This window comes from Methanobrevibacter sp. (assembly GCF_036307625.1).
GTDB lineage: Archaea > Methanobacteriota > Methanobacteria > Methanobacteriales > Methanobacteriaceae > Methanocatella.
The window spans coordinates 21,483-34,764 of record NZ_JAXJXF010000127.1; the positions used below are offsets into that span (position 1 = coordinate 21,483).

The following is a 13,282-nucleotide window of genomic DNA, read 5'->3' on the forward strand; positions in this document are numbered from 1 at the left end:
AATGAGTTTATTTGAAAGTTATGAAAGAAGAATCGACCAAATCATTCCTGTTTTGGAAAAGTATGGTATTAAAGACCTTGAAGAAGCAAAACAAATTTGTCTTGATAAAGGATTTGATCCTTATGAAATCGTCAAAGGAGTTCAGCCGATCTGTTTTGAAAATGCCTGCTGGGCATATACTCTTGGAGCGGCAATTGCCGTAAAGCAAGGTTGTGTAAAGGCATCTGATGCAGCAAAAGCTATTGGTGAAGGTCTTCAGGCATTCTGTATTCCTGGAAGTGTTGCAGATGATAGAAAAGTGGGTCTTGGTCATGGTAATTTGGCTTCAATGCTTTTGAGTGATGAAAGTGAATGTTTCGCATTCCTTGCAGGTCACGAAAGTTTTGCAGCTGCGGAAGGAGCTATTGGAATTGCAAACTCTGCAAATGAAGTACGTGAAAAACCATTAAGAGTTATTTTAAATGGTCTTGGAAAGGATGCTGCATTAATCATTTCAAGAATCAATGGATTTACTTATGTTCAAACTGAATTTGATTACTTTACTGGTGAAGTTAAGGTAGTTCGAGAAAAAGCATACTCCGATGGTGAACGGTCAAAAGTAAGATGCTATGGTGCTGATGATGTAAGGGAAGGTGTAGCTATTATGCATCTGGAAGGCGTTGACGTGTCAATCACTGGTAACTCAACAAATCCGACACGTTTCCAACATCCTGTAGCAGGAACATACAAGAAAGAATGCATTGAACAAGGTAAAAAATATTTCTCCGTTGCATCTGGTGGTGGAACAGGCAGAACATTACATCCTGATAACATGGCAGCAGGTCCTGCCTCTTATGGTATGACTGATACCATGGGAAGAATGCACTCAGACGCTCAATTTGCCGGTTCTTCATCTGTACCTGCTCACGTGGAAATGATGGGACTGATTGGTATGGGTAATAACCCAATGGTTGGAGCAAGTGTTGCTGTAGCTGTTGCTGTTGAAAAAGCTATGAAAAAATAAGAGTTTATCTCTTATTTATCTTTTTTTTATATGATTTTTAAAACTGAAAATCTAATTTTAAGGCCTTGGGAAGAAGGCGATGCCGAAAGTTTATATCACTTTGCAAAAAATCCTAAAATAGGTCCAATAGCAGGTTGGCCACCACATGAAAGTATCGAACATAGTTTAACCATTATAAATACAGTTTTCAATAAAAAGGAAACTTATGCCATAACATTCAATGAAATTCCAATTGGTTGTGTTGGCCTTTTGATTCATCCTGATGGAAATCATTATTGGGGTGATGGATCAGGAGAGCTCGGATACTGGATAGCGGAAGAGTATTGGGGTAAAGGTTTAGTTGTTGAAGCTTCAAAAGCTATAATAAATCATGCTTTTGATGATTTGGATATCAACCAGATTTATGCAACATATAGGATTGAGAACACACAGTCAAAAAGAGTTTTGGAAAAGTTAGGTTTCCGGTATTATACTGAACTGGATAACGTTAACTATCTGGGTGAAACTTTTAGGGAAGTTGCAATGATTTTAGAAAAATAGTTTTATATACCTTAAAATATTAACTTTATCTAATGACTAGAATATGTAATAAATGCCAATTTGAAAATAAAGATGAATATGATTTCTGTGCTAAATGCGGTAACTCTTTAGTTGAGGGGCTTAAGCCTAAACAGGTTTATGTTTACACAGGTCAGCAACCGCAAATTAATAAGAAGGCTGTTTTTATTTCTTATCTTGTCACTATTTTTTTATCATGGGGTGGAGTGATTTTTGGTCTATTGGCTAAAAATACCTCATTGAGTGTTTTTGCCTTTTTTGGCTTTTTCATGCCGTTCTATTTGCTTCAGGCACCTGTTAAAGAGCTTAAAAAACATGGAATAATACAATTTATTATTTCTGCAGTTGGTGTAGGTTTGTCTTTTTATATTATGCTGCATTAAAAATTAAAAAAAGGGGAAATTATACAAAAATAAATCTAATATTTCCCATTAAAATTTGTATTGGTACTTGGAATATGTTCATTCCGTTTTTGCTCATTGCAGTATCCACTGCATCTCCCCTATCCATTGTTCCGGGAACATTTTCATTTCCAGCATAACCGTTGTATGCATCGTTTGCACGGATATCATCTACAATGGAATTGCCGAATATTGCCTGTGCTGCGTCATTGTTTACGCTGGCAATTATATGTGGTGTATAATTGTAGCTGTAAGTCATGATGTCACGTGCAGCTCCATATGGATCTTTTGGGTTGTCTATATGAACATTATGCAATGTTTGACCTTGAGCATTGACTGAACTTCCGGGATAAACCCAGTCATATCCTATAATGGAAAATTTGGCAGCCATATCGATACTGGCATCTTCTCCTGTATCTTCAGCAACTATAAGAATTGGGCTGAAAATTGTTGTTGCCAATAACGCAAATATTATAGCCACAATCACCAATATAATTAAAGCTATTTTTTTCATGTTTAAATTTTATAATCTCTTTAAATATTAATACTTAACTTTTTTAATTATCAAAAACATAATAATTATTAATAAAATATTTGGTGATATTGTGATTATTGGTGGTTCAGCTTCTCAGGATTTGGCAGCTCATGTTGCTCGTGAACTTGGTGAGGAAGTAAGTTATGTTGAAACTAAAAAGTTTCCGGATGGAGAAAGATATTTGAGAATAAACGGCGATATTGAAGATGAAGTGACTGTCATCCAGTCAACAGGATATCCTCAAGATGAAAATTTGATGGAATTGCTCTTTATAATTTCCACCCTTAAGGATTTGGGAGCTAAAAAAGTAAGGGCTGTCGTTCCATATATGGGATATGCAAGGCAGGAAAAACGTTTTAACCCTGGTGAATCAATTTCAGCAAAGACAATTTGTAATTTAATTCAGGCAGCAGGTGCAGATGAATTCATTACATTCAATATTCATGAGGCATGTGTTTTGAATTTCTTTGATATTCCTGCAAAAAATGTTTCAGCAATGCCTGCTATAGCCGAATACTTAAATAAGAAATATTTTAAGAAATCTGATGAAAAACCGTTAATTATTGCCCCTGATAAAGGAGCATATGGCTTTGCACAGGAAATTTCTGAAATAATTGGATGCGACTGTACTTATTTAACTAAAGTACGTTTAGGTCCGGATAAGGTAGAAACCAGAATTGTGGATGTCAGATGCGACAGTGAAAGTGACAATACTGTTAATATTGATTCTGTAAAAGGAATGCATGCAATTATTGTGGATGATATAATTGCCACTGGAGGAACAATTGTAAATGCAATAAATATCCTAAAACAGTATGGGGCATCTTCAGTAGATGTATGCTGTGTGCATCCGATTTTAACAAATAATGGTGCTACAAGAATCTATGAGGCAGGAGCTAATAAGATAATTGGTACAAACAGTTTGTCTTCAGACACATCACGTGTTTCCATTGCAAAAAGTATTGCTGATGCCTTGAGGGAATAAAATGCCAATTGATAAAGTTAAAATTAAAGAAGAGCTGGTGGATAAATCAAATAATATTTTAGCAAAATATGCTGAAAAAGATATTGTTGAAAGTGTATCAGTAATGAATATGGCTGCTAAAACAGTATTTTTAGGATCTTTAAGAATTTATAATGATGATGTTGTTTCAGACATCAAAAAAGATTTAAAAAAGGAATTGAGCGGTTATGGGGATTTAACAATAAGGGATGAAAAGGTAATTCCTTGCTGTGCTCCAAGATATGTCCATATTAGCTTTAATATTTCCATTGCAAATTAGATATCATGAAGGAATTCAAATTAAATTCTCCCTATAAACCACTGGGCGATCAACCAAAGGCAATTAATTCTTTAGCCGATGGGATTAATGAGGGAATAAAAGAACAGACTCTTTTGGGAGTGACCGGTTCAGGTAAGACATTTACAATGGCAAATGTTATTGAAAAGGTTCAAAAACCCACCCTTGTTATTTCACATAATAAAACTTTAGCAGCACAGCTATATGAAGAATTTAAGGAATTCTTTCCGGATAATGCAGTGGAGTACTTTGTTAGTTATTATGATTATTATCAGCCTGAAGCATATGTGCCAAGAACAGATACATTTATTGATAAGGAAGCTTCAATAAATGAAGATATTGATATAATGAGGCACTCTGCAACTCAATCCCTTCTTTCAAGGGATGATGTTATTGTAGTAAGTAGTGTAAGTTGTATCTATGGTATTGGTTCTCCTGAAGATTATGGTGAATTTGCTTTTGGAATAGCTGTCGGTGATGTTTATGACAGGTCTGAAATAATAGCTAAACTTATTTTTATGCAGTATGAGCGAAATGACATTGAATTTGACAGGGGTCAATTCAGAGTTAGGGGAGATGTTATAGAAATTAATCCAGTTCATGGAACTCCTCCTATTAGAATTGAACTGTTTGGTGATGAAATCGATGCCATTAGCTTAATAGATAAGGTTACAGGTAAAAAGAAGGAAAGCCTTAAAAGATACATGATTTTCCCTGCAAAGCACTTTGTAGTGGGGCAGGACAAAATGGATGTTGCACTTTCAAAAATCAGACAGGAATTAAATGATAGGCTTTTAGAATTAAACTCAATGGGAAAATTGCTCGAAGCTCAAAGATTGGAGCAGAGAACTCGTTTTGATATTGAAATGCTTCAGGAAATGGGGTACTGTCCGGGTGTAGAAAACTATTCCATGCACTTGTCCGGGCGTGAATGGGGTGAAAAACCATATTCTCTTTTAAAATATTTCCCGGATGATTTTTTAACAATCATTGATGAATCTCATGTTACAGTTCCTCAAATCAGAGGAATGTATAATGGGGACAGGGCACGTAAGGAAACCTTGGTTGAACATGGTTTCAGATTGCCTTCCGCTAAGGAAAACCGTCCATTGAGATTTGACGAGTTTGAATCTTCAGTCAATCAGATAATATATGTTTCAGCAACCCCTGGTCAATACGAACTTGCAAAATCAAGAAATGTCGTAGAGCAGATTATCAGACCAACTGGATTGGTCGACCCGGAAGTATTGATAAGGCCGGTTACAGGCCAAGTAGAGGATTTGCTTAAGGAAGTTAAATTAACTGCCGAAAAGGATGAAAGGGTATTGGTTACTACATTAACAAAAAGAATGGCTGAGGATCTGACAGACTATTATGCGAGAATCGGTGTAAAGGTAAGATATATGCACTCTGAAATCGATACCTTGGAAAGAATTGACATTGTTGATGATTTGAGAAGGGGTAAATTTGACGTGTTGGTTGGTGTAAACCTTTTAAGGGAAGGTTTGGATCTTCCTGAAGTGTCATTGGTGGCTATTTTGGATGCAGATAAGGAAGGATTTTTAAGAAATGAAACTTCTTTGATACAGACAATCGGGCGTGCAGCAAGAAATGTAAACGGCCGTGTAATAATGTATGTGGATGACATGACCGATTCGGTTAAAAATGCATATGACATTACCCTTAAAAGGCGTAAACTGCAGATGAAATATAATGAAGTTCATGGAATCACTCCAAAGTCAACTCAAAGAACTTTAAAAGAGAAACTCGCAGAAGAGGATGAAAAATACAAAGGCATTGGAGCAGATGTTAGTACAATGCCAAAAGATGAGCTTCGTTTGTTAATACGTGATTTGGAAAAGGATATGAAGGATGCAGCTGCAAGACTTGACTTTGAAAGGGCTGCTGATTTAAGAAACAAACTTTATGCTTTAAAAGGGTTCGATAAATAATCTCATTTTTTTTTTAGGGTGGTGAAATATTACTTTTCATATGCTCTTTAAAATACTTTATAAATGAGATTGTTCTAATATTATATAACTAATTTTTTTTAGGAGTGTATTATGGCTGAAGAATCTAAAAAACAGATTATCATTAAGGGTGCACGTGAGCATAATCTGCAGGATATTGATGTAAGTGTTCCCCGAGATGAATTTATTGTAATTACTGGTATTAGTGGATCAGGTAAGTCTTCATTGGCTTTTGATACAATTTATGCTGAAGGACAGCGTAGATATGTTGAGTCATTATCAGCTTATGCAAGACAATTTTTAGGGCAGATGAAAAAGCCTGAAATGGAGTCAATTGAAGGATTATCTCCTGCAATTTCAATTGACCAAAAAACAACAAGAGAAAATCCAAGATCCACTGTAGGAACAATTACTGAAATTTATGACTATTTAAGATTATTATTTGCAAGAATTGGTATTCCGCATTGTCCTAATTGTGGAAAAGAAGTTTCTCATCAAACCATTGGTCAAATAGGAGAATCAATAATTGAAGAAGGCGAAGGAATTAAAATTCAAATTTTATCTCCTATTGTAAGGGATAAGAAAGGCCAATTCAAAGATGTGCTTGATGATTTGAGAAACAAAGGTTTCGTAAGGGTTCGTGTTGATGATGAAATAAGGGATTTGGAAGAAGACATATCTCTTGCAAAAACTTACAGGCACAATATTGATGTTGTTGTAGATAGATTAAAAATCCGTAAGGATGTCGATTTTAAAAGGAGACTTGTTGACTCATTGGAGACTGCAGCTGAATTTTCAGAAGGTCTAATCACAGTATTGTTTGATGATGGTGATAAAGAATATGAAAAAAAATATTCAGAGCATTTTGCATGTGTTGATTGTGGAATAAACTTTGAAGAGCTAACTCCAAGGATGTTTTCATTCAATGCTCCGCAGGGTGCATGTCCTGAATGTAATGGTATCGGTTCTAAAATGGAAATTGACCCGGACTTAGTTGTTCCGGACAAATCATTGTCTTTAAATGAAGGTGCAATCGTACCTTGGGCAAGTTCAGCTAAACGGGAAAATTATTATTTCCAAATGCTTGATGCAGTTTCAAAACATTTTAATTTCAGCATGGACACTCCATTTGAAGAACTTGATAAGAAATATCAGGATACAATTCTTTTCGGCTGTGATGAAAAAATCCCATTCAACTTTAAAAGAAGAAATAAATCTTACATGGTGAATCGTAGATTTGAAGGTGTTGTTCCAAGAATGCAAAGATTATATTTTGAAACCAAATCAAGCTATTCAAGAAAATACCTCTCCAAATTCATGTCTGATAGGAAATGTTACGTTTGTGATGGAAAAAGATTAAGGCCTGAAGTTTTGGCCGTTACTGTTGGTGGAAAATCAATCATTGATGTTTGTGATTTGGCAATAAAAGACTCTTATCAATTTTTCCAGGATTTGGAGTTGACTGAAAGGGAAAATTTCATTGCAAAAGAAGTTTTAAAGGAAATTAAAGAGCGATTAAGCTTTTTGGTTGAAGTAGGTCTTGATTATCTGTCAATGTCAAGGTCTTCAGGTACATTGTCCGGTGGGGAAGCCCAAAGGATTCGTTTAGCCACTCAAATTGGTTCTGGTTTGGTGGGTGTATTGTACATTTTGGACGAGCCAAGTATAGGTCTTCATCAACGGGACAATATTAAACTTATTGAAGCGTTAAAAAGACTTAAAGATTTGGGAAACACTCTGGTGGTTGTTGAACACGACGAAGAAACTATTTTATCAGCAGATCATGTTGTAGACATAGGTCCTGGTGCCGGTGAGCATGGTGGTAAGGTGGTTGCTCAGGGAACTCCAGTGGAGATTATGAAGAATCCTGATTCAATTACAGGCCAATATATTTCAAGAGCTAAAAAGATTGATATTCCTAAAGATAGGCGTGAAGGAAACGGCCAATTCATTGAAATCAAAGGTGCTGCTCAAAATAACCTTAAAGACATTGATGTTGAAATCCCATTAGGTAAATTCACCTGTGTTACTGGTGTCAGCGGTTCGGGTAAAAGTAGTCTAATCAATGAAATTCTATACAAGGGAGCACATGGCAAATTGTCCAAAAAATTCATGTTTGCTGGAAAATACGATAAAATCGAAGGATTGGAAAATATTGATAAGGTAATTGCAATTGACCAAAAACCTATCGGAAGGACTCCTAGATCAAATCCTGCTACATACACTGGTGTGTTTACAGATATCCGTGATCTGTTTGCAAATACTCCAGAATCAAAGGCAAGAGGATATAAGCCTGGAAGATTCTCATTCAACGTTAAGGGCGGAAGATGTGAAGCATGTTCCGGTGATGGAATCGTTCAGATTGAAATGCACTTTTTGGCAGATGTTTATGTCCCATGTGAGGTGTGCGGAGGTAAACGATACAACGAAGAGACTTTGGATATCAGGTATAAGGGTAAAAATATTTATGAAGTCTTGGAAATGACTGTTGAAGAGGCATTGGAATTCTTTGAAAACATTCCAAAAATTACTAAAAAGCTTCAGACATTATATGATGTAGGTTTGGGTTATATGAAGATAGGTCAGCCTGCTACAACACTTTCGGGTGGTGAAGCTCAAAGGATTAAACTGGCAAAAGAGCTTTCAAGATCCAGTACTGGCAAGACATTGTACATTTTGGACGAACCTACTACAGGTCTTCATTTTGCAGATATCAAAAGATTACTGGAGGTTCTTGCTAGACTAACTGATGCAGGCAATTCTGTTGTAGTAATTGAGCATAATTTGGATGTTATCAAGACTGCAGACCATATCATTGACCTTGGTCCTGAAGGTGGAGATGGTGGTGGTGAAGTAATTGCTACTGGAACACCAGAAGAGATTGCTGAGGCTGGTACTTACACTGGTCAGTTCCTGGAACGTATGCTTGATGAGAATATTACTCCTTATGCAAAAGAACTGGTGGAAGATATAGGAAAATAATCTTTTCTTATATTATTTTTCTACTTTTTAGTTACTGTTAATTTAGTTATGAATTATTCTATTTTTCTTTTTTTTAGATAAATTATTTAATTAATTAAATCAAATATATTAATAATTATTTTAGGTGATAAATTGAGTTTTGATTTAAAGGAAGCATTTTTAATTTTTATTCGCGGTGTCCTTATGGGTTCGGCGGATATTGTTCCGGGAGTTTCTGGAGGAACAATTGCATTAATTACCGGAATTTATGGACATTTAGTGGAAGCGATAAGTAATATTAAGTTTGGATTTATAAAACCATTGCTTAAAGGAGATGGCAGAGGTTGTATTAATAGCATATTGGAAGAGGTTGATTTCAAATTCTTTATTCCATTGATTTTAGGTATTGGAATTGCTTTTTTAACATTGGCAAAAGTTGTTACCTATTGTATGGATGTTCATACTGCTTTAACTTATTCATTTTTCTTAGGTTTAATTATAGCTTCAGCAGTAATTCTATTTAAGAAATTAAATGAAATTAATTTAGTAAATATTATATTTGCCGTAATTGGTGCCGTTTTAACATACATATTTGTAAGTCTAAATCCGATGGCCGCCAATCATTCATTGATTGTATTATTCTTCTCAGGTATGATAGCTATATGTGCAATGATTTTGCCTGGTGTTTCAGGATCATTTTTATTATTGCTTTTAGGTCAATATGAATACATGTTGACAGCACTTCATGAGTTTCATTTCTCAGAAATCATTACCTTTGTTGTAGGTGCTTTGATAGGGATTCTCGGATTTTCAAAAATCTTAAATTATCTGCTTAAAAACCATGAAAACGTCACAATGGCATTTCTTATTGGTGTTATGCTTGGGTCTTTAAAGGTTCCTGCAGTGGAAATCATAGAATCTACCGGTTTAAATTTTTCAGGACTTTTCCCATGTTTGATTATTGCAGTAATTGGTTTTGCGTTAATCATTATTTTAGAGACAAAATTTGATTACATTGAGTAGGGTGTGCAAAACATAGCACCTTACTAAAAATTTTGTGGATTTTGTGCAAGTTTTTTTTTTATCACAAAATTATTTTTTTTAGCCCTTAAAAAAGAAAAAAATAAGGAAAGAATATTCCTTATGCATATAGTGTTATAATCCAATTGCATACTGTATTTTGAGTTCAATTGTTCATTTATAAAAATACGAATAATTATTGCTAAATTGAAATCAACCATTTGCTGTTGGGCACTTCGGGAACATTCCCATATTCTGATGCATTGAGTTTTACTTCTATTGGATCAATAGTTACCTTTTCATCCATCATTTATGAAGTTATATCGAATTAAAGTTATGAAAATAATTTACATTGAAAATAAAGAAAAATTAGATAGTTAAATGATAAAAATAATAAAAATTAAGAAAAAACATATACTGGCAAAGCCCTTAAATATGAATCGGTGATTGTCATTTGTATAAGTTATATATTATACAAAACATATAGATATATATCTTTTGATTAAACAATGTTTGTTTTGAAATTGGTTGGGAAAACATGACACTCGGACTTCAATTGTTTGCAATATTATTCCCAATATTTTAAACAAACTTGATAAGAAATAATCTGAAAATACATGTTTAAAATATGTGGTATTATGAAATTTAAAAAGATAATGTTTGTAACGCTCCTGTTACTTGCAGTTTTAACACTTGGTGCAGTTAGTGCGTCACAAGATATTGATGCATCTGCTCTTGAAAACAGCAATGATGATGTGATTGTTGGTGAATCTCAGGCAGGTGCCATGGTGGATGGAGGGTCAAATGAATTAAGTCAAGACAATGTGCAGGGTATTGATGATGAAAGGGAGTACGGCACCGACACCTCCATTCAAGAGGACAATTTTGGTGTTGAAATTCCAGATAATGCAAACGGCACTGTAATGGTATCATCTAAAGAACAAGAATTTTTCAACGATGAATTGAAAGATATCAATGATGAAGACACTCTGAAAAACGAGAATACTGAAGTATTCGGTGAAACATTAGCATTTAGCGGACATGACAGCTTTAACCAAAGTGAAAAATCTGCTGTCGGATTTGAAGTTTATGGCAGTGACAACATCTTGGGAAAAAGCATAGGTAATGACATAAATATTGGGGCTGGAGAAAAAGGCTTTACAATTTTGGAACTGTTGAATTTTATTGAAAAAAATTTACCTGTTATCAAAACAAATATTATTAATCCATTGCTAAACAATGAGTTGGCTTTATATATCAATGGTATAAAAGCGGCTACAATAAAATTGGTTACTGGAGAATTCAAATTCGCTGATTTTAATCAAAGTTTCCTTGATATATTGGAAGGCCTAAAACTAGGCAAATATGTTGTAACAATTAAATTAAATGATGCAATTGTGCTTTATGAGGCTTCATTCTCCACTTTAACCAAAGAGACACCAATTGATGTCAGCATGCCTTCCACTGCTTTAACTAGTCAGGATATATATCTTACACTTTCCACAAACAAAACAAAAGATAAAGAGTATGTAATCCATGGGGGATTAATTGCATTGATTGATCCTCATCTGGAACCTGGAAAATCTGAAAGTAATTTTGTCATTGACCTATGGAGCAGTAATATGAAAGACTTCTGGGTAAAAGGCGGGCGTAAAGTTAACTTAGGTCGCTTTTCAGAAGGTTCACATAAAATCATCGTTTTATACGCTATTAATTTCGAAGACAAACAAAATGAATATGACTATTTGTCCGAGATATTTACTCTAAATGTCACAAAGGATAAACCAAAAATCATTGCATCTGCTGTCACTGCAGCGTACAAATCAGGTAAAAAGCTTATAATTACATTAAAAGACCATCAAGGTCTTGTATCTGGTAAAAAAGTAACAATTAAAGTTGGAAGCATTTCAAAAACCTTGAAAACCAACAGTAAAGGTAAAGTTTCAATTGACATTTCAACTTTGGCTCCTAAGTCCTACAAGGCAACAATCAAATCTGCCGGAGACAGTGTCTATAAGGCTTCCAGTAAAAACAATGTCAAAGTGGTTGTTAAAAAAGCAAAAACCAAAATAGCTGCAAAAACAGTAAAAGCTAAAGCCAGTGCAAAAGTCAAGAATGTTGTTGCAGTAGTGAAATTCAACAGCAAAAAGCTATTGAAAGGCAAAGTAGTTACTTTGAAAATCAAAGGAAAAACCTACAAAGTCAAAACCAACAATAAAGGTAAGGTTGTCTTTAAAGTTAAAAATTTGAATAAAAAAGGCACATTTGTTGGAACAATTAAGTTTGCAGGTGATAAATATTTCAAAGGAACTTCCAAAAAGGTAAATGTGATTGTTAATTAAAGGAAGAGATTAATTTTCCTTTAATTTTCTCTTTTTTTTTATTGATTAAATTCTTAAACATTAATGCAAGGATTTTTTTTAGTTTTGCTTTGCTTTGAAGTGTTTTATATATATTTTAGCGTTTTTCAAAACTATATTTTGAAATGGTTGCTCTCAATGTTAATGTAGCATTGATTAAATAGGTTGGTGTGAAATATTTTTGATTTAATTAATCTTTTATATTGTATTTGGGTGATGTATCTATCATTGATGTCTATTATTCAACAATATCCTTTTTTTAGGAATTTGCAATAACAATTAAATATATCCGTGACAAAGATAATAACAAGATTAATACATGGTGATTATTATGGGAATTTGTCCTAGATGTGGTTCTTGGGTTGATGCAGGCGAACCTTATTGTCCTGATTGCTGTTATGATGGAAGTGGTGGAACAGATAAAGTTAATTCAATTCATGATTCTGACAGGGTCACAGTTAACGGTTTTGATTATGACAAAAGGGATGTTGAAGAGGCATTGGATGAATTGGGGTATGATTTTGATGATTTAAAATTAGGATTTGTTGATGAGGATGAACTGGAAGAAATCCTGGAGGACATGTAAGTGGTGTTAATTATGACAAAGCAATGTTTTTTCTGCAGCTATCCGAACAGTGACAGTGCAACACGATGCGTCAACTGTGGAATGGAACTAAATAAGTATTGGGATAAATCCGGCGAAAAGCCAGAGCTTATAGATAAACGAAAAAGATAACTAATTTGAGGGGATAATATGAAAATTTGTCCAAAATGCAGTTCAATACTGGCGGATAATGAGCCTTACTGTGAAAATTGCGGTTATGACCCTGCCTTTGACGGTGGCAGTTGGAAGTCTGATGACTTGGCACTGAAAGTTTCAAGGCCTCATGGTGAATATCTGTAGATATTCAATTTGAATCTGGAGATTAACTTAATTAACAATTAAATATATAATATTATCAATGCTAGTTTTAAAGAAAGTAAAAAAACAGTGGAAGCTATATCCGATAGGTTCTCCAAAAGGTGCGCTGAACCATAAAAGGGAACCTGAATTTGTTGGAAATATAAAGTTCAGGCATGAAGGAGATTCCCTTGATATCTCAAGATTTGTAGCTGATTACAACTTTAAGGATAACTCCACATTAAGCGAAAAATTGCTGCCTCCCGGAGAGG

The 13,282-nt window shown here is 34.5% G+C and carries 14 protein-coding genes; 13 read left to right on the top strand and 1 reads right to left on the bottom strand.

Translation table 11 applies throughout. The features are described from left to right. The first annotated feature begins 1 nt into the window (after position 1). The 3 genes from UIB65_RS08225 to UIB65_RS08235 are packed head-to-tail and all read left to right on the top strand — an operon-like array spanning position 2 to position 1,944. Positions 2–1,003 carry a GGGtGRT protein gene (locus UIB65_RS08225; RefSeq protein WP_296804445.1) on the top strand — a complete coding sequence of 334 codons (1,002 nt, stop codon included), beginning with the start codon at positions 2–4 and terminating at the stop codon, positions 1,001–1,003. Between the two features lie 30 nt (positions 1,004–1,033). Further along, on the top strand, positions 1,034–1,543 hold the full coding sequence (locus UIB65_RS08230; protein WP_330040857.1) for a GNAT family N-acetyltransferase: 510 nt from the start codon (positions 1,034–1,036) through the stop codon (positions 1,541–1,543). Positions 1,544–1,575: 32 nt separating this feature from the next. Continuing rightward, entirely contained in the window at positions 1,576–1,944 is a 369-nt protein-coding gene (locus UIB65_RS08235) for a zinc ribbon domain-containing protein (protein WP_330040858.1), read from the top strand. A gap of 19 nt (positions 1,945–1,963) precedes the next feature. Here UIB65_RS08235 and UIB65_RS08240 read toward each other — a convergent pair whose 3' ends face one another. Then, positions 1,964–2,476 carry a hypothetical protein gene (locus UIB65_RS08240; RefSeq protein WP_330040860.1) on the bottom strand — a complete coding sequence of 171 codons (513 nt, stop codon included), beginning with the start codon at positions 2,474–2,476 and terminating at the stop codon, positions 1,964–1,966. Positions 2,477–2,567: 91 nt separating this feature from the next. On the opposite strand from UIB65_RS08240, the gene UIB65_RS08245 reads away from it, so the two are divergent. The 10 genes from UIB65_RS08245 to UIB65_RS08290 all read left to right on the top strand — a co-directional run. Further along, a complete protein-coding gene (locus tag UIB65_RS08245) occupies positions 2,568–3,482 on the top strand; it encodes a ribose-phosphate diphosphokinase (protein ID WP_330040861.1) in 915 nt (304 codons plus the stop codon). Position 3,483: 1 nt separating this feature from the next. After that, the gene (locus UIB65_RS08250; RefSeq protein ID WP_330040862.1) at positions 3,484–3,780 is read left to right on the top strand and encodes a hypothetical protein; all 297 of its coding nucleotides are present in this window, start codon (positions 3,484–3,486) and stop codon (positions 3,778–3,780) included. Between the two features lie 5 nt (positions 3,781–3,785). Next, positions 3,786–5,750, top strand: a complete 1,965-nt coding sequence (uvrB, locus tag UIB65_RS08255) for an excinuclease ABC subunit UvrB (RefSeq protein WP_330040864.1) — start codon at positions 3,786–3,788, stop codon at positions 5,748–5,750. A gap of 111 nt (positions 5,751–5,861) precedes the next feature. Continuing rightward, positions 5,862–8,750, top strand: a complete 2,889-nt coding sequence (gene uvrA / locus UIB65_RS08260; RefSeq protein ID WP_292882755.1) for an excinuclease ABC subunit UvrA — start codon at positions 5,862–5,864, stop codon at positions 8,748–8,750. A 183-nt stretch (positions 8,751–8,933) separates the two neighbouring features. Then, a complete protein-coding gene (locus UIB65_RS08265) occupies positions 8,934–9,752 on the top strand; it encodes a DUF368 domain-containing protein (protein ID WP_330040874.1) in 819 nt (272 codons plus the stop codon). 635 nt (positions 9,753–10,387) lie between these two features. Then, a complete protein-coding gene (locus UIB65_RS08270) occupies positions 10,388–12,091 on the top strand; it encodes a hypothetical protein (RefSeq protein ID WP_330040866.1) in 1,704 nt (567 codons plus the stop codon). A 349-nt stretch (positions 12,092–12,440) separates the two neighbouring features. Continuing rightward, positions 12,441–12,695, top strand: a complete 255-nt coding sequence (locus UIB65_RS08275) for a hypothetical protein (protein WP_330040867.1) — start codon at positions 12,441–12,443, stop codon at positions 12,693–12,695. Positions 12,696–12,707: 12 nt separating this feature from the next. Beyond that, positions 12,708–12,845, top strand: coding sequence for a hypothetical protein (locus tag UIB65_RS08280; RefSeq protein WP_330040868.1), 138 nt, complete (start codon positions 12,708–12,710; stop codon positions 12,843–12,845). An 18-nt stretch (positions 12,846–12,863) separates the two neighbouring features. After that, on the top strand, positions 12,864–13,013 hold the full coding sequence (locus UIB65_RS08285) for a hypothetical protein (protein ID WP_330040869.1): 150 nt from the start codon (positions 12,864–12,866) through the stop codon (positions 13,011–13,013). 58 nt (positions 13,014–13,071) lie between these two features. Continuing rightward, on the top strand, positions 13,072–13,282 hold a 211-nt coding region (locus UIB65_RS08290), incomplete at its 3' end, for a hypothetical protein (protein WP_330040870.1).